Source organism: Shewanella sp. 433, assembly GCF_059338565.1.
On the sequence record NZ_CM181703.1, the window covers coordinates 1,415,998 to 1,433,609 of the forward strand.

At 47.8% G+C, this 17,612-nt stretch carries 16 protein-coding genes; 9 read left to right on the forward strand and 7 right to left on the reverse strand.

Annotated elements, in window-relative coordinates; all coding sequences use genetic code 11:
* The first annotated feature begins 28 nt into the window (after positions 1–28).
* The 7 genes from prmC to AC5YB1_RS06400 all read left to right on the forward strand — a co-directional run bounded on the left by prmC (position 29) and on the right by AC5YB1_RS06400 (position 9,194).
* Positions 29–877, forward strand: a complete 849-nt coding sequence (gene prmC, locus AC5YB1_RS06370; RefSeq protein WP_494521155.1) for a peptide chain release factor N(5)-glutamine methyltransferase — start codon at positions 29–31, stop codon at positions 875–877.
* A gap of 540 nt (positions 878–1,417) precedes the next feature.
* Entirely contained in the window at positions 1,418–3,469 is a 2,052-nt protein-coding gene (locus AC5YB1_RS06375; RefSeq protein WP_494521156.1) for an alkyl/aryl-sulfatase, read from the forward strand.
* A 299-nt stretch (positions 3,470–3,768) separates the two neighbouring features.
* Complete coding sequence (locus AC5YB1_RS06380; protein WP_494521157.1) at positions 3,769–4,155, forward strand: SirB2 family protein; 387 nt, start codon at positions 3,769–3,771, stop codon at positions 4,153–4,155.
* Positions 4,155–4,943 (forward strand): transglutaminase family protein, encoded by a 789-nt coding sequence (locus tag AC5YB1_RS06385; RefSeq protein WP_494521158.1) that lies wholly within the window; start codon positions 4,155–4,157, stop codon positions 4,941–4,943. The genes AC5YB1_RS06380 and AC5YB1_RS06385 overlap by 1 nt, the downstream gene beginning before the upstream one ends.
* Before the next feature lie 303 nt (positions 4,944–5,246).
* The gene (locus tag AC5YB1_RS06390; RefSeq protein ID WP_494521159.1) at positions 5,247–6,500 is read left to right on the forward strand and encodes a DUF819 family protein; all 1,254 of its coding nucleotides are present in this window, start codon (positions 5,247–5,249) and stop codon (positions 6,498–6,500) included.
* 68 nt (positions 6,501–6,568) lie between these two features.
* On the forward strand, positions 6,569–7,417 hold the full coding sequence (kdsA, locus tag AC5YB1_RS06395) for a 3-deoxy-8-phosphooctulonate synthase (protein ID WP_475514585.1): 849 nt from the start codon (positions 6,569–6,571) through the stop codon (positions 7,415–7,417).
* 235 nt (positions 7,418–7,652) lie between these two features.
* On the forward strand, positions 7,653–9,194 hold the full coding sequence (locus AC5YB1_RS06400; protein ID WP_494521160.1) for an AbgT family transporter: 1,542 nt from the start codon (positions 7,653–7,655) through the stop codon (positions 9,192–9,194).
* A 111-nt stretch (positions 9,195–9,305) separates the two neighbouring features.
* Here AC5YB1_RS06400 and AC5YB1_RS06405 read toward each other — a convergent pair whose 3' ends face one another.
* Genes AC5YB1_RS06405 through AC5YB1_RS06415 form a run of 3 tightly spaced genes read right to left on the reverse strand, consistent with a single transcriptional unit; the run spans position 9,306 to position 12,683 of the window.
* Positions 9,306–11,297 carry a flavohemoglobin expression-modulating QEGLA motif protein gene (locus tag AC5YB1_RS06405; RefSeq protein ID WP_494521161.1) on the reverse strand — a complete coding sequence of 664 codons (1,992 nt, stop codon included), beginning with the start codon at positions 11,295–11,297 and terminating at the stop codon, positions 9,306–9,308.
* Positions 11,284–12,318, reverse strand: coding sequence for a glutathione synthase (gene gshB, locus AC5YB1_RS06410; RefSeq protein WP_494521162.1), 1,035 nt, complete (start codon positions 12,316–12,318; stop codon positions 11,284–11,286). Before gshB ends, AC5YB1_RS06405 begins: the two co-directional genes overlap by 14 nt.
* Before the next feature lie 5 nt (positions 12,319–12,323).
* Positions 12,324–12,683: a MaoP family protein gene (locus AC5YB1_RS06415; RefSeq protein WP_119978353.1), complete on the reverse strand. Its 360-nt coding sequence runs from the start codon at positions 12,681–12,683 to the stop codon at positions 12,324–12,326.
* A 152-nt stretch (positions 12,684–12,835) separates the two neighbouring features.
* Between AC5YB1_RS06415 and AC5YB1_RS06420 the strand changes: the two genes are divergently transcribed.
* Entirely contained in the window at positions 12,836–13,720 is an 885-nt protein-coding gene (locus tag AC5YB1_RS06420) for a LysR family transcriptional regulator (RefSeq protein WP_494521163.1), read from the forward strand.
* Between the two features lie 14 nt (positions 13,721–13,734).
* Here the strand turns inward: AC5YB1_RS06420 and AC5YB1_RS06425 are convergent, their stop codons facing one another.
* The 4 genes from AC5YB1_RS06425 to AC5YB1_RS06440 all read right to left on the reverse strand — a co-directional run bounded on the left by AC5YB1_RS06425 (position 13,735) and on the right by AC5YB1_RS06440 (position 16,840).
* A complete protein-coding gene (locus AC5YB1_RS06425) occupies positions 13,735–13,842 on the reverse strand; it encodes a MetS family NSS transporter small subunit (protein WP_475514581.1) in 108 nt (35 codons plus the stop codon).
* Positions 13,835–15,379, reverse strand: a complete 1,545-nt coding sequence (locus AC5YB1_RS06430; RefSeq protein WP_494521164.1) for a sodium-dependent transporter — start codon at positions 15,377–15,379, stop codon at positions 13,835–13,837. Before AC5YB1_RS06430 ends, AC5YB1_RS06425 begins: the two co-directional genes overlap by 8 nt.
* Positions 15,380–15,501: 122 nt before the next feature.
* Entirely contained in the window at positions 15,502–16,473 is a 972-nt protein-coding gene (locus AC5YB1_RS06435; RefSeq protein WP_475514579.1) for a ketopantoate reductase family protein, read from the reverse strand.
* Between the two features lie 4 nt (positions 16,474–16,477).
* Positions 16,478–16,840: a VanZ family protein gene (locus tag AC5YB1_RS06440; protein ID WP_475514578.1), complete on the reverse strand. Its 363-nt coding sequence runs from the start codon at positions 16,838–16,840 to the stop codon at positions 16,478–16,480.
* Between the two features lie 167 nt (positions 16,841–17,007).
* Between AC5YB1_RS06440 and AC5YB1_RS06445 the strand changes: the two genes are divergently transcribed.
* Positions 17,008–17,493 carry a YajQ family cyclic di-GMP-binding protein gene (locus AC5YB1_RS06445; protein WP_110457805.1) on the forward strand — a complete coding sequence of 162 codons (486 nt, stop codon included), beginning with the start codon at positions 17,008–17,010 and terminating at the stop codon, positions 17,491–17,493.
* Positions 17,494–17,612 lie beyond the last annotated feature (119 nt).

The following is a 17,612-nucleotide window of genomic DNA, read 5'->3' on the forward strand; positions in this document are numbered from 1 at the left end:
GCGACTCTAGGTTAATAAGGATATTTTTTTGTACCAGACGTTAGCTGAAGCCCTTCAATGGGCTTCTTCTCAACTTGTTGAGATCTCTGATACCGCCAAGCTAGATGCCGAAGTGATGCTACTGCATGTCATCCATAAGCCGCGCAGCTACCTCTACACTTGGCCCGATGAACGTATTACCAGTGAACAGTCCACCGCGTTTCAGCAGATGGTCGCAAGGCGTGCTATTGGCACTCCGATTGCGCATATTGTGGGTGAACGTGAGTTTTGGTCATTGCCGTTTATGGTTAATCCCACCACGCTTATTCCGCGTCCTGATACCGAAATTTTGGTTGAGACCGCGTTAAACTTGCCGTTAGCACAAAATGCTAAGGTGCTCGATTTAGGCACGGGAACGGGGGCAATAGCCCTGTCGTTAGCCTTTGAGCGCAGCACATGGCAGATCACGGCCGTCGACAAAGTGATTGAAGCTGTGGCTTTGGCTAAGGCGAATCGTGACAACTTGAAGTTACCGCAAGTCGAGGTGCTACAAAGTGATTGGTTTGATGCTGTCAATCAGTACGATTTCAATCTTATTGTCTCTAACCCGCCTTATATCGACGAAGAAGATGAGCACTTGTCTCAAGGCGATGTACGCTTTGAACCACAGAGTGCGCTGACCGCTGCCGAACATGGTTATGCTGATCTGTTCCATATTGCGCAGTCGGCGCGTGATTATCTGGCGCCCGGTGGCTATTTGCTACTCGAACACGGTTTTGAGCAAGCCATTACGGTGCGCAATAAGATGATTGAGCTAGGTTATGAGTCGGTGTCGACCGTGAGAGACTTTGGCAGTAACGACCGTTGTACCTTAGGTCGCTGGCCTAGGCAGGGTTAACTGACACGCCTGATGCTTGACAGCGACTAACGTGATTAAACGCCATTGGCTTATGCTAATGGCGTTTTTGTTTGTGTATCTTACCGTTGTGGATGTTGCTTATCTCTATATTGAGCTAGGGGCTATCTCTATGGATTTTATTGTAGATTGTGGGCAAACGTAATATGAATGCAATCTCGTTAATTAATGATGTTAACCCATTGGACTGGTTTAATTCTTAAGAGCTTAGTTATTAGGCAAGGGTCATAGCACCGCTTATAGATCAATCGTTAAGGCAGTGGTACTAAGCCAAGCCTTCTTACCTCTTACACCTGCGCAAAGTAAATGAGCTTCGGTAAGGTGACTGCTCATATAGGCAACAATTGCTTGTATAAACTCATCTGCAACACTACCTTAACATTCTGGGTGGGTAAATTATTGTATGTTTATTCACCTCTAGATAGGTTAGTCATCGTAGTAGGTTATGGGTGTAACGTCAGTCAATACTTACAGAAACAGTTGGGTAACTTGTTGTTTATTAATAACCAAGGAGCTAGGTCTATGAATGTTAAGTTAGCCAATGTCGCGCTACTATCAGCCATCATCAGTGTGTCAATGTCGACTCATATGATTGCCAACGCCGCAGGTGGTGGCGGTGTGGTCACAAGCGAACCGGGTCAGCACTTTGATACTAAAGGGCAAGAGCCATCGCAATACACCATAGCGTTACAAAATGGCTTGCGTAAAACCCTGCCGTTTGATGATAAGCGTGACTTTGAAGAAGCCCAAAAAGGCTTTATTGCGGCGCCTGACTATAAACAAATTATGGCCGAAGCCGGTAACGTTGCTTGGGATATGGGCAGTTACGAGTGGTTGCTCGATGAAGGTCAAACCTTCGATACCATTAACCCTTCGTTGCAGCGTCAAGCAGTGCTCAACATGGCTTATGGCTTGTATGAAGTGTTGCCCGACCACATTTATCAGGTACGAGGCTATGATCTTGCCAATATCAGTTTTATTAAAGGGAAGACGGGTTGGATTGTATTTGATCCTTTAACGGCCAAAGAGACCGCGGCGGCGGCATTGGCCTTTATTAATCAGCAATTGGGTGAGCGTCCGGTCGTGGCCGTGGTCTACTCACACTCTCATGCCGACCACTTTGGTGGGGTCCGTGGTGTGGTCGATGAGCAAGATGTTCAAAGTGGTAAGGTGAAAGTCATTGCCCCAGAAGGCTTTATGCATCATGCGGTCGCAGAAAATGTGATGGCAGGTAATGCCATGACGCGTAGGATGTTTTTTCAATACGGTGTACTACTTCCCAGAAGTCCCTATGGTCATGTGGATCAATCTATCGGTAAAAATACCGCGGCGGGTAATTTAGGCTTAATCGCGCCTAACGTGATTATCGATAAAGCCTTTACTGAAATGACCATAGATGGTGTCAACATGGTGTTTCAAAATACTCCAGGCACTGAAGCGCCAGCAGAGATGAACACTTGGTTCCCAGACTTGAAAGCCTTTTGGGCCGCCGAGAATATTACCGGCACTATCCATAATATCTATACCTTACGTGGCGCATTGGTACGCGATGCATTGGAATGGTCTAAGCAAATTAATATTTCGCTGTATAAATTTGGTCAGCAGGCTGAGGTGATGTTTGCTTCCCACTCTTGGCCGCGCTGGGGCAATGAGCGTATTCAAGAGGTGATGCGCAGTCAGCGTGATACCTATGCTCACCTCAATAATCAGGTGCTGCACCTGGCCAATCAAGGGGTAACAATTAATCAAATTCACAATGTATATAAGCTCCCCGAGAGTTTGCAGCAGCAGTGGTCAGCCCACAGTTACCATGGCTCTGAGGAGCACAATAGCCGCGCGGTGTTGAATCGCTATCTAGGTTACTGGGATGCTAACCCAGCCACTTTAATGCCACTATCACCAGAAGAATCAGCGCCCCTATACGTTGAGATGATGGGTGGCAGCAGTAACATTATCGCCAAAGGCCAGCAATTATTTGAGCAAGGAAAATATTTTCATGCCATAGAGATCCTCAATAAACTGGTGTTTGCTGAGCCTCAAAATCAAGCGGGTAAGGATCTACTGGCTAATGTATATGAGCAGATTGGTTATCAAAAAGAGAGCCCTAGTGTGCGTAATAGCTTTTTAGCGGCGGCTTACGAATTACGTAACGGCATGCCAACAGGCGCTTCGCCTAAATCGACAGGGCCTGACCTTATCCGTGGTATGTCTACCGGGTTATGGCTTGACTACCTCGGAGTTCGCCTTGATACCAGCAAGACTGCAGATAAACACTTTGTCATTAACTTGGTCACTCCGGATAACGGCGAGCAGTATCTGGTTGAGTTGAGTAATTCGGCGCTGACCAATATCGAAGGGGTACAATCACCGCAAGCGGATCTCACCTTAACGATAGATCGCAGCGAGTTAAATGATGTGATGATGGGCGCGCAGAGTTTCGATGAAAAAATCAAAGCCGGCAAGGTGAAGGTTGAGGGCAACCGCCGTGCCATCGATGAGCTAATGGGCGCATTGGTCGAGTTCTCTATGGCGTTTGAGCTGCTGCCTGGGACACTGTCAGACACAGCCAAATAAGTCTGGATACTCTTACCGCTGATAGTCAGTTTTAATTGATTGGCGGTACGATATAACACCACGCTAAAGCTGCTGCCTTAGCGTGGTTTTTTATTGGGCCATTGGAGGTTGATAATAGGAGAGGGCATGAATCAGTGACATTATCTTATGTAAATTCATCACGCTGCCTAGATTATCTTAGGTTGATGGTCGCGACGCTAATGAGGGGGAATTTATCGTCAATAATCGGTTGATGCTATTGGTGCGGCTGGAGCAGATCAGTTACACTAGCGCCTTTGCCAGCAACCAAAGAATTTAAAATGGACAGTTTATACCCCGCTATAAAGCATATTCACCTGACGTTTATTGCCCTCAGTGTACTGTTTTTTATTGTGCGTTTTGCGCTGCACTTAAAGCAGTCGCCTATTATGGATAAGAAGTTCGTTAAGATAGCCCCGCACGTTATCGACACTTTGTTGGTGCTGTCTGGTTTAACCCTGTGTTTTATCATCAAGCAATATCCTTTCCAAGATGCATGGCTGACCGAAAAGATCGGTGGACTATTGGCTTATATTTTCTTAGCGACTATCGCGCTAAAAGCCAATCGCAACAAGCTGTTTAAAGTGTTTGCAGCCCTTGGTGCAATCGCTTGGGTAGCCTATGCAGGTAAGGTCGCCATGTTTAAACAAGCGATATTACTGAGTTAATGACACAGATGATCCTACAAGATGAGCTCTTGTTACCCGAGAGCGCGTTTGACATCACTCAGCATTTAGGTTTTTCCAATAAGAAGAGTGCTAATTGGGCCTGGCTTGAACTTGCAGGCTCAGTGCTGAGTCACTATGTGGTTGACCGTGAAGATCGATTGAATGCTCTGCTTAAGTGGTTTTATGGCGACTTAGGTTTTTGCGCTCGAGATGCTTATTTTAGTGTTGAAGCTGCCGATTTAGGCAGCTGCATACTCACTCGCCAAGGCAATAGCACAACCTTGGCCACGTTACTGATGTTACTGGCGAAACAGTTAGACCTAGTGCTTGAGCCTTTGCTACTGCCGGGCAATACAGTGCTGTGCAGTCGAATCGATAAGCAGGTGCGTTATATTGACCCATTAACGGGTCAGTCACTGACCAAGCATCAGTTACATGTTTTGGTGCGTGGCGAGTTGGGTAATGGGGCGGCCTTTAAACCGCGTTACTTAAAGCCTGCAAGTTTAAAGCGGTTATTGTCGCGCATGATCCACGAGCTTAAAGCGGGCGCGATTTTATCGAACCAGTTTGAGAGTGCGATGGAGTGTTGCAACCTGTTATTGCAATGGCATAGCGATGATCTCAACCTCAATCGTGAACGAGCCTTTATTGCACAGCAGTTAGGCTGTATCAGTGTTGCCGCCGCGGATTTACAGCATTTTGTCGACAATAGCCCGCATGATCCTGTGACTGAATTAGTTAAGCTGCAGATTAAAGAGCTAAGCGAAGATCTTGAGGTATACCATTAAAGAAAAGCTGAAGCCGTTATGGTTTCAGCTTTTTTATGTGGTTTGATGACGGCCATGACAATAGACGCCTTGCAGGGCAATCAATTATTTTATGCTGCTCGGCTCGCAATCTTGTCAGTCTTATATTGAACCGCCTGCAGTAACAGGCTAAAAACGACTCACCATTTAATCAGCAATACCATCATTAATATTTACAATAGGCTTGCATCACAGGCCAAATAAAAACGTGCTTTGATAAGCCGAATAAAACAACAAATTGATATTAAAAATAAAACTAAAAATAGATGTGAATTAGGGGGAAATATGAGCGGTACCGCATTAGTGACCAATGATGCCACTGGGCTGGGATTATTAGCAGCCATTTTAGGCTTGGTGTTTTATACCAATAGCAGTTCTCATCCATTTTGGGTGAAATTTTATCGTTACATTCCGGCGTTGTTACTGTGTTATTTCCTGCCATCACTGCTTAATTCATTTAATATTGTCGATGGCGATACCTCTAAGCTCTATTATGTGGCTTCACGTTATTTACTGCCAGCCTGCTTAGTATTATTGATCTTAAGCGTCGATTTAAAAGCGATCTTAGGCTTAGGCCCTAAAGCCATTGTGATGTTTCTCACCGGCACCGTTGGTATCGTGATTGGCGGGCCGATTGCGTTGCTTATTATCTCCAGCATTAATCCTGAGATCTTAGGTGTGAGTGGCCCCGATGCGGTCTGGCGTGGCATGACCACCTTAGCCGGTAGCTGGATTGGCGGTGGCGCTAACCAAGCGGCGATGAAAGAGATCTATGAAGCGGGCGGTAACATCTTCTCCATTATGGTGACAGTGGATGTGATCGTAGCCAATATCTGGATGGCGGTGCTGCTCTATATGGCCTCCAAAGCCAAGGAGATCGATGCCAAAACTGGCGCCGATACCCGTGCTATCGAGACCTTAAAACTTAAGGTTGAGAAGTACCATGCCGAACATTCGCGTATTCCAAGCTTACGTGACTTGATGATGATAGTGGCGGTCGGTTTTGGTATTACCGGACTGGCGCACATGTTTGCCGATTTCCTCGGGCCTTTTTTCGAAACCAACTATCCGTGGACACGTGATTACAGTTTAACGTCTAAATTTTTCTGGTTAATCGTCACTGTCACCACTATCGGTTTGGCGATGTCATTTAGCCCAGTGCGCCATTTAGAAGCCGCTGGCGCCTCTAAAGTGGCGTCGGCCTTTTTGTATATTCTGGTTGCCACCATTGGCTTGCATATGGATGTGTTTAAACTATTTGATCCGGCAAATCTTTGGTATTTCGCCATCGGTATTATCTGGATGTTAGTGCATGCCAGCTTTATGCTGCTGGTGGCTAAACTGATTAAGGCGCCGCTGTTTTATATGGCGGTGGGCAGTCAAGCCAATGTGGGCGGAGCAGCATCTGCGCCGGTTGTGGCGGCGGCATTCCACCCCGCATTAGCGCCCGTCGGTGTGTTATTGGCGGTGTTGGGCTATGCTGTAGGCACTTATATGGCATGGTTATGTGGCCAAATTTTACAGGCAGTTGCGCTATAATCGCCTGCTGCGATACCTATTTGAACAATGCTAAGGTGTGGCCTTAGCTTCTTAAGAGAGAAGTAACGATGAGTAATAAAACCATAAAGTTAGGTAGCATTGAGATTGCAAACGATAAGCCGTTTGTGTTGTTTGGCGGCATGAATGTGCTTGAATCGCGTGATTTAGCCATGCAGATCGCGGAAACCTATGCCGAAGTTACTCAAAAATTAGGGATCCCTTATGTGTTTAAGGCTTCATTCGATAAAGCCAACCGCTCTTCGGTGAACTCCTACCGTGGCCCAGGTATGGAAGAGGGGTTGAAGATTTTTCAAGAGATAAAATCGACCTTTAACTTGCCGTTGATCACCGACGTCCATGAAACTCATCAGTGTGCGCCAGTTGCCGAAGTGGTCGATGTGATTCAGTTGCCCGCGTTTTTAGCTCGCCAGACAGATCTGGTGGTAGCAATGGCCAAAACCGGTGCCATCATCAACGTTAAAAAACCGCAATTTTTAGCGCCACACGAGATGCGCCACATCATCACTAAGTTTAATGAAGCGGGTAACGATGAGATCATGCTGTGCGAGCGTGGCTCAAGCTTTGGTTACAATAATTTGGTGGTCGACATGTTGGGCATGGATGAGATGAAGCAATCGGGTTACCCAGTGATCTTCGATGCGACCCACGCCTTGCAGCGCCCGGGTGGCCGCAGCGACAGTGCCGGTGGACGTCGTGCTCAAGCCACTGAGCTTGCCCGCAGTGGTATGGCGTTAGGCTTAGCCGGTCTGTTTATTGAAGCGCATCCCGATCCAGATAACGCTAAATGTGACGGCCCATGTGCACTGCCACTGCACCAGCTGGAAAACTACCTCAAGCAGATGAAGGCGGTGGATGAACTAGTTAAATCATTCGAGCCTATCGATACCAGTAAATAATAACTTAACGTCACTTTATCAAGCCTCGCCATTGCGAGGCTTTTTTTTGCCTATTTTTAAGGTTGGCTACAGCCTGATTCGGTATCGTGTTGAATATTCAGCGTTATACTCCGTGACGCCCAAAGATTGCGGCAGTGAGTATGGTTGGGGTAAGCCGAACGGTATTAGGCTGGCTATAATGAACGCTGCAATGACAGACGATAATAACAAGTACGCTTAAGTACAAGGAGTGATGATGACAACAAACACGCAGGCACCCGGTTTATTAGGGCGGGCACTGGATACCATAGAACGAGTGGGCAATAAATTGCCCGATCCGGCCATGTTATTCTTAATGTTACTGTTTGCGGTGTGGGGCCTATCGGCGCTGTTATCTGGGGTCAGTTTTGAGGCTATCGACCCTCGTACCGATGCGCCCATCATAGTCACCAACCTCTTGAGTGCTGAGGCGCTAACGCACTTTCTAACCTCCATGGTATCGACGTTTACCGCCTTTGCGCCTTTAGGTGTGGTGTTAGTGGCGATGTTGGGTGTGGGAGTGGCGGAGCATTCTGGCTATATCAATACCGCGTTAAAGCAGATGCTTAAGATAACGCCGGCTAAATTGTTAACCCCTGCTGTGGTTGTGGTGGGGATTATCTCCCATACCGCGACCGATGCGGGCTATGTGGTGGTGATCCCGCTGGCAGGGGTGATCTTTTTTACCGTAGGCCGCCATCCGCTGGCGGGGATCGCGGCAGCTTTTGCTGGTGTGTCTGGCGGCTTTTGTGCCAACTTTATTCCCTCGGGTATCGACCCATTACTGCAAAGTTTTACCCAATCGGCCGCGCAGATTGTCGATGGCGATATTCAAATTAATCCGTTGAATAACTGGTTTTTTGCCGCTTCATCGTGCATTCCAATCACCTTGATTATTTGGTATCTCACCGACAAAGTGTTGGAGCCGCGTCTTAATCGAACCCACAAGGTCAATCGCGACGCGGTAGATATTCCTGAGATGGAGCTGACAACGCCGAGCGAGCTTAAGGCGTTTCGTATCGCCAGCCTAACGATGCTGGTGGCGATTATTGGCTTTTTCTCGTTAACCCTGCCTGAAACCTCGACCTTGCGCGACGCTAACGGCTCACTCACCAGTTTTAGCGCCCCTTTGATGAAGTCGATCGTGCCATTGATTTTTATCTTCTTCCTGTTGCCTGGGCTAGTGTATGGCTATCTCACTAAGACCTTTACTCAGTCTGCCGATGTGGTGCAGGCGATGTCTAAATCGATGAGTGGCATGTCGCACTATATTGTGATGGCTTTTTTCTGCGCCCAGTTTGTTGCGGCGTTTTCAGCCTCTAATTTGGGGGCATTAATCGCGGTAGAGGGGGCTGGTGCACTCAAGGCACTCAACTTGTCAGCTGAAGTCACCATCGTCGGCATGATACTACTGGTGGGCTTTGTTAACTTATTTGTCGGCTCATCGTCAGCCAAATGGGCACTGATTGGGCCGGTATTGGTGCCCATGTTAATGCAGCTTAATATTAGTCCAGATCTGTCGCAGGCTGCCTATCGTGTCGGTGACTCGAGCTCAAATATCATCACCCCTTTGATGCCCTATTTTCCCTTGGTGGTGGTCTATTGTCAGCGATATGTGCAAGGCATAGGCATCGGCACCTTAATCGCCATGATGTTGCCTTTTAGTGTGGCATTGATGTCGATTTGGAGTGCCTGGTTATTGCTGTATTGGTCGCTTGGGTTGCCACTGGGCTTAGGAGCCAGCTATACCTACTTTTAGTTCTAGACACTTCACTCACTTGAGATTAGAACTACCACGTTGAGCAAAGAGTGACTGTGTAGCGAGCCAACAGGATAAGAAAAACGCCATGATCAACATGGCGTTTTTTTATTAGCTACGCAGGCTCTCAATCAGATAATTGAGGCTGGGGTTGTCCTCTAAGTTTGCGGTCGGGGTGACGTTAAACTTAGGGGCGATGAGCCAGTTGCGCTGCACTAGCTCATCGAGCAGATCCAGATACTGCACGCTGGTTTTTCCCACCAACAGATTGGTTAAGCCGCGGCTGCTAGAGAGCTGCAACATCTGCAGAAAACCACTGAGGTAAAGGTGGTCTTTGGTGAAACCGCCGCCGCGATAGACCCGCGCCGTCGTCACAAAAGCGTCACCTGGCTCCATACCCACCTCATCTACTAGGTAATTATGGGTGAGATAAAAATCTTGCTCTTTGAGCATAGATTCAACCGCCAATACGCGACAGGCGAGGGTATTGAGGCGTGAGTGTGCCATAAAGCCAGCCTTTAGTTCGGCCAAGATAGCCAAACCTTCCTGGGTATAGGTGGCGCCTGGTAATCCAAGGCGTAACACCTTTAAGGGCTGTTGTTTGGCATTTAAGGTGGTTGCCATGTGGACCCCCAGTTCATGCTGGATCAGCCGCTGTACCTCTGCATGGGAAAATGTCGCATGGCTGTTAACGGTCAGCTGTGGTGGCATCGAGCTCACCATGGCCCGCGCCACAATCGATGAGCTAAGGCTTACCTTGCACTGCATGTCCCATTGCTCAGCTTGTCGCTTCATGAGTTCGGTGGCGGTTTTGGCATCATATTGCTCACCAGCAACCTCAGCAATCTCTTTGGCATATAACAAGAACTTCGCATTGTTAATTGCATGCGTATCGGGGCGGCCATGATAGCGTAGCGAGTTATAAACAAAGCCTTCTTGGCCAACACTGGTCAGTAAGTCGACCTGTTCGCCGAGCTTATTGACGATATCGCTGTACATCTGTTTGAGCGCAGGATCCGAGATATTGTCTATCGGTAATCGATACAACTTATATTTAAACTCGTTGGCATCGATAGGCAACTGACGGTAGCGAAAGTTGGGCTTATAACGGCTTGGCGCGCTAAAAAAGCGTTTGCGCTCAGCAACCAAGTTGGTCGGATTGACATACTTTAAGGTGTCGACCTTTTGCGCTAAGCGAAACAGGGTAGCATCGATGTCCAGTACTGCTGGCTCTATGGCACTGCTGAGCATGTCGGCGCTACGGGTTTTACTGCGTCGATTTAACTTGCGCTGAAAATAGGCACTGGTGGCACTGAAGGCGTTTTTAAGCCCTAACTTTAAGTCATCGAGCACGATAGGATAAACTTCGCCAGTAAGTTCATCCATAAACACTTTTTTGATCTCAGTGGGTAACACTAAGGTGCGGTCAAAGTGCGCATTGGTATGGGCAATAAGGTAGCCTCTACCCTCAAAAATCGCATTAATTTTAGCGTCAACTTCAATATTGGGTAGGGTGATCTGATTGAGTTCACTCTCGAACTTTTTCACCACAGGTGCCCAACGCTCCATGTCGATTTGCGCGGTGCCGATATTGAATACTGGCACGGATTTGTCGATGCGTTTGTAATTGTACGAATGCAGGTCAAACACAATCACCATGCCAAACAAGGACTCTAGTTTGGAGATTAGCGCTTCATAGAGAAGATAAAAATCATTGTGTTTGGCTTGGCTGATCGCGCGCTGTTTGGCACTAAGCGGTTTACGCCATACCTGTTTTAACCAGGCTGATTTGTAATAGGTGCTTAAACTTTTGGGTCGATTCAGATCGTACTCAAAACGTGAGTCAGTACCCACTAATGTGATGGGTTGTGATGCAATCACCTCGTCTGTGTATGGATCTTCCTCAAAATAGCGTTCCTCAGCGCTAAGCTGACCGAGTTTGATCAGCTCATGACGCAGAGTATGGCCCGCATGGATAGCAGTACATACTACAGGCAGGTATTCTTCAATTTTAATAAAACAACCTGACGATTCGAGTTGCCCCGAGAACGCTTCGCCGCGTTTAATCAGGCCTAACATTTGCTCTAAACTATAGGTTTGCATCTTCTACCGCACGTCGATATGCACTCTTACGTTGCATCAATAAGTCTTTTGAATTGATGATGTTTTCGGCAAAATCGATCACCTGCTTTTGCAGTTTAACGCGGTTAAGCTTGTTAATACGGGTTATGCCACCTGGGCTTAACACGTTTACCTCGACCAATTTATTACCTATCACGTCTAGGCCGGTAAAGTAGAGACCATCGCGCACCAGTTTAGGGCCAATCGCGGCGCACAATTCGCGCTCTTCGCGGGTGATGGTGTGTTTGACGACGGTACCCCCGGCGTGCACGTTAGAGCGAAATTCACCGCTGGCGGGGACGCGTCTCATGGCACCAATCGGTTCGCCATTGAGCATTAAGATGCGTTTATCGCCTTCCTCGGCGCCTTCGATGTAATCTTGTAAGATCACGTAGTTACTCTGATCATCCGTGCCAATATAAAAGTCGAGTAGCGAGCTAAAGTTCTGCCGTGCGCTTTTTTCAATGACAATAACTCCGTGACCGCCAAAACCGTTTAAGGGTTTAAGGATCATCTTGTCGCTGTCACTCTCTTCGAGTACGCGTTGCAAGTAGTCACGGTTTTTGGATACGTGGGTGGTAGGAATATAGCGACTCGCCGCACCACTCATGCTGGCGGTGTACAGTTTGTTATTGGCAACCCTTAACCCTTCAAGATCGTTAATGATCAGGGTGTCACCTTTTACCGAGTCGAGAAAGTTTAACGCTAAGTTGTCCAGTGGTGGGTTAGCGCGCATAAAAATGCAGTCAAACCCAGCCATTGGCAGACGCGCCTTATGAAACTCAACTGAGCGATAAAAGCGCGGAATATTATCCGGAATTTTCATGCCCTTTTTGATGATTTGGCAGAACCCGTAGACGCTACTGTCTCGAATGGTTAAACCACTGGTGGTGGTTATGGCAACGGTGTGACCACGCTGAGCGCACTCATGAACTAGTCTTAGGGTAGTATCGGATTCAGCATCGATACGTTCCCACGGGTACATCAAAAAGCAAATGTGCATCTTAGTTAAGCAACCTCATCTTCCGGGTGTGATTCTACATAAGTGTATTGTTCAACACGCTGATTAACAGTGCTGTTGAGCGTGTGAAATTTCTTTGGCTCTCGTGTGAGTTTTAGGTATTTCATCCACACATGTTCGAGCTTAGTATTGGCTTTATTAGGGTGTTTTAGCACCTTAATAAAATGTTTTTCCTCTGCAGTCTCAGGGTCTAATTGCCCGGCCTCGAAGGCTTGCATTGTGTCGCCGTATAGGCTTAACAATTCCGCTTCGGATAAGGTAAATTCTCCTGACTTGCTGAACCCTCTTGGAAAGTTTTTGTCATCAAAAAAACGCTTTTGACCAAAACGGAATGACTCTTCTGACATGGCAACCTCTAACTGTGATTTAAACGCTTTAACTACAGGGATATTCGATCGCGAAATTATGTTTTTTGGGGGCAAAAGAGAAACAAAACATTTTTGTCGTCACCATCAGGATTAGTTGTTATTCTCTCGGTCAAATCGATAGAGAGACCAAAATGGACGTCAAAGTATTTAAAACGTTTTTAGAAGTTGCGCAAACCCGCCATTTTGGCCGCGCCGCTGAGAACTTATATATTACCCAAGCTGCTGTTAGTGCTCGAATTAAGCAGCTAGAGTCTTTTTTTGATTCAGCACTTTTTATTCGAGACCGCAACAGCATTAAATTGACCTCGGCAGGCGAGCGTTTAGTCGGTTATGCCCATGTGATGGTCAATACCTTAGAGCAAGCCAAAAATGAGTTAGCCTTAACCAACAATAAAGCGCTGCAACTGACCATGGCGGGGACGCCTAACATTTGGGATGCCTATTTGCAGCACTGTTTAAGCAAGGTGACAGATGCCTTTGGTGGCTATGGCTTTATGGCACAGGCGCTCAGCCGTGAGCAGCTTAATCGCAACCTCATTGAGCGCACCTTAGATATGGCGTTTGCCTTTGACCCACTAAAGTCAGACGAATTAGTCTGTAAACAGGTAGCCGATTTAGTGCTGGTGCTAGTGTCGACATCGCCGTGCACTAAAGAGCAGGCATTAGCGGATAAATATGTGTATGTGGATTGGGGCACACGTTTTGCCTCAGAGCACGCCGAGCGTCATCATTGTGCGGTGCCGCCGTATTTACGCACCTCGACTGGGCGCATCGCGCTTGACTTTATTCTCGATAAAGCGGGCGCGGCTTATCTGCCGTTATCGATTGTTGAGCCTTTTTTGGCATCAAAGCAGCTGTATCGTGTTGCGGACGTCGAGCCTTGGCATCGGCCTATTTATCTTTCTTATCGCAAGGATAGCAGCTCATTAGAGGCGATCACTAAAATCCAAGAGCTGGTAAAAGAGATTGATCCCCTGACGGCATATACGCTGCAACAGATAGGGCAAATGCGTTAACCCATATCTGTAACTTATCGTTTACCCTGGCGGCGTTTATAGGCAATCGCAATGCAGAGCGCCGCGCCTCCCCAAGTGAGCGTTAATGCAAGACACATCATAATTAAGGCACTGTTACTCATGGCGGTTATCTCCTTTAGTCGATGATGTTGGGGGGCTCTGGTGCCACAGTCCATGATGACGTGAGCGCTTACTGGCAAAATCGATCAATAGCGCAAATAGCAACATGGCCGCCACCAGTCCCCAGCCCAACAGGAGTTGGTCGGCAATAGGGTAATCACCGTAGCCATTAGTCAGGGTGTTATAGAGGTTCTTAGCTAATATAGTGGCTAAAATGGCGGGGCTTATTATCTGTAAACAGATCTCTAACCAGCGCCCGACATGGAACTCAGAGCAATGATTAGCGTGGCGCCTGACTAAATTGACCTTTAACATCCAAGTGATAATCAGCAGTTCTACTAGGCAGCTCATTAACAGGGCGATGTTATTAATAAAGTAATCGACCAGATCCAGCAGTAGCAGTCCACCACTGGTGGCAAAGGCCATCGACACCAGATAACCGACCGCGCACACGATTATGGCCGCCGTTTTTCGTGGCAGATGAAACTTGTCGATGATCGCGCTGATAACCGCTTCTATGATAGAGATGTGTGAGCTTAATCCTGCGATAACTAAGGCCACAAAAAACAGCGGCCCAAGCAGTTGTGGCAGTGGCATCAAATTGATGGCCGTCGGGATGGTCACAAAGGCAAGTCCGATGCCTGAGCTGACCACTTCGGTCAAGGGCTTCATCTGCTGCTCAGCCATGTAACCGAGCACCCCGAAAATCAATATGCCCGCCAAAATAGAGAAGCCACAATTGATCAGCACTGTCATAAAGGCATTATTGTTAATGTCGGCTTTGGTGGGCAGGTAGCTGGAGTAAGCTAGCATAATGGCAAAGCCGACGCTTAAGGTGAAAAATATCTGCCCATAAGCGGCGGACCAGACTTGAATATCCAATAACCTACTAAAATCGGGCTCAAACAAGTAGTTAAGACCCGATAGCGCGCCGGGTAACAATAGCACTCGGGTGATCAACACCAACACCATAATAAATAGCATGGGCATCATGATTTTACTCGCCCGTTCAATGCCGCCTTTAACTCCGGTGAACACCGCCATTGTGGTGATGGCCCACGCTAAGCTCATGGCGGCAGCGATGCCCCACTGGAACTGCCCCAAATTTGTTGGGGAGTTATTACCTAGCTGTAAATACTGCTCAAAGAAGAAGGCGTTTGGATCATCCCCCCAACTCTGGCCGAAAGAGAAGCCTAAAAAAGAGATGGTCCAGCCGATAATGGCCACATAATAGACCGCGATGATGGCGGCAATAAACACTTGAAACCACCCCAACCACTCGAGGCGGAGCCCTAAGCTGGTGCCCAGCTGACTAAAGATGCGCGGGGCGGTTTTTTTGAGTTTATGACCTAGGCTAAACTCCATGATCATAAATGGGATGCCTGCGGTGAGCATGGCAAACAGATAGGGCACAAAGAAGGCGCCGCCGCCATTTTCGTAAGCCATATAGGGAAAGCGCCAAATATTGCCCAGCCCAATGGCTGAGCCCACTGCGGCTAAGATAAACCCCACCCTCGAATTCCATTGCTCTCGCTTCATCACTCACCTCGTGTCAGGCTGGTCCGTTAGTGCCTTAATTAACTGTAGCCGTTAATCCATGGATGAGTATGGAAAACACATTAAAACAAAGACAAGCAGTGAAGTGTGCAGCGTAAATTCGGTTAGCTCGAGCGCTGTTCAAGCGTCGTCAACTGCTGATAGATAGCCTGATTATGGGGCGTAGGGATACCATGAGCGGCTGCGCGATGGATAAGATAACCTGTTATGGCATCGATTTCGGTTGGTCGCCGATGGGCAATATCTTGATACATCGACGAGAAGTTATTGGCGGTTAAGTGAATAACGTCAAATACCCGCGCAATGAGGGGAGCTCTGGCAAGGGGCACTTGCTCAGCCTGAGCCACCAAGATCACCTCATCGAGCAGTCCTAAGATGGTGTGACGATATTCAGGGGCCGCCAATGCCCCATTGCGGCATTGATAAATAGCGGTTAAGGGATTTATAGCAATATTGACCGCCAATTTCTGCCATAGCATAGGAATAATGTCGTTACACCACTGGCTATTGGGAATGGCATTAAGTAGATAGGCTTTCGTCGTTTGCGTCAGCTCCTGGCCGCTAAACAAGCCAAGCTGAGTAAGGCCTGCACCGGTTTGACGCACCTGCCAGCGCTGCTGCTTTAACGCCCCTTGCGATGTGGTGCCAAGGCAGAGGGTTCGCCCGTTGAGATGGGGCGCAAGGTCTAGGTGTGGGCCCATGCCATTATGCAGCAATAACAGTTGGCACTCTCGATTAAGGCGCGGCAGCAGCGGTTTGAGAGTATCAATGACTTGATAGGCTTTGACGCAGACAATCAGTAGCGTGATGTGCTTTAAGTCAGCCTGCGCATCATCGCTGTTAGGGCTGATAACTTGAGCGGTGCGGGTTGATGAGACACCGTTTAGGTCGGTAAATTGCAGCAAGGTAGGCGTATTGTCGGCGCTAGCTTGTTGCCGGCCGATCAGCAGCGGCGCTTGTCCTACGCTGGCGAATTGATGAAACAGTAACTGACCGATAGCCCCAGCGCCGACAATAGCAATGTTGGGCTGGCAGTGGACAGGCTGGCTTTGCGGCGTGATTTGAGGGCTCGTCATTCGCTCAACTTTGCTGTAACGCACTGGCTTTAAGGTAACGCCGATACAACCACAAGCCGCAATAAAACAGCATGACGCCGAGCATGTCAGCGATAAAGTCGCCGAGTGAGGCGCTGCGATAAGGCAGGCGCGATTGCACCGCTTCGATAAAGCAGGCGTAAGCGGCGAGTATTGCAGCCAGACCATACCATTTAGGCTCAAAGGCCAAATGGGTGAGTAGGGCTAGGCAGAAAAAGCTGCCTAGATGGCCAATTTTATCTAGATTGGGGATCGCTTGCGAATAACTCGGGCGAGAAAAGACTAAATAACTGATCACCAGTAAGGCGATAAGTAGGGCGATTTTAAAAATGAGTTTTCTTGAGTTCACAGGTCACGATACATCAGCGAATTTTAGCAATCATAGGAAAATGTCACCCTAAAGTCATTAATAATTAAGTCTGAGTCGTTCGCGCTAGCGTTAACTTTTTTTGCCCCCACTGACTGCAAAAAGGTAAACTAGCGCCATTAGATTGAGCGGCGAGATGAGGAATAAACATGCCATCAATGGATATCGTATCGGAAGTGAATGAAGTTGAACTACGTAATGCGGTCGATAATACCCGTCGAGAGCTGAGCACTCGGTTTGATTTTCGCAACGTTGAAGCTGAAATTACCTACAAAGATCATCAGGTGACTTTGGCCTCAGAGTCAGATTTTCAATGCCAACAACTGCTCGATATGTTGCGTAACCAATTGAGTAAACGCAATGTCGATCCGGCTTCGATGGAGGTCGCCGATAAGGCGATCCACAGCGGTAAAACCTTTTCGCTTAAAGTGACCTTTAAAGAGGGCATCGAAAGCCTAGTGGCGAAAAAGCTGGTTAAACAGATTAAAGATAGCAAGCTTAAAGTGCAGGCAGCGATTCAGGGTGACTCGGTGCGAGTGACGGGTAAGAAGCGTGATGATTTACAGGCGGTAATGGCATTGGCCCGCGAATCGGATTTAGGCCAGCCATTCCAGTTTAATAACTTCCGTGACTAACATGCTGTCGCACCAGATGACATCTCATCGTGCGTAAGCGTATCAGGTCTAAGTACATCAGGTTTAAGCGCATCGACTGCGGCTTTAACTAAGCCCAACCTGCCCGCGATTATAAAAAG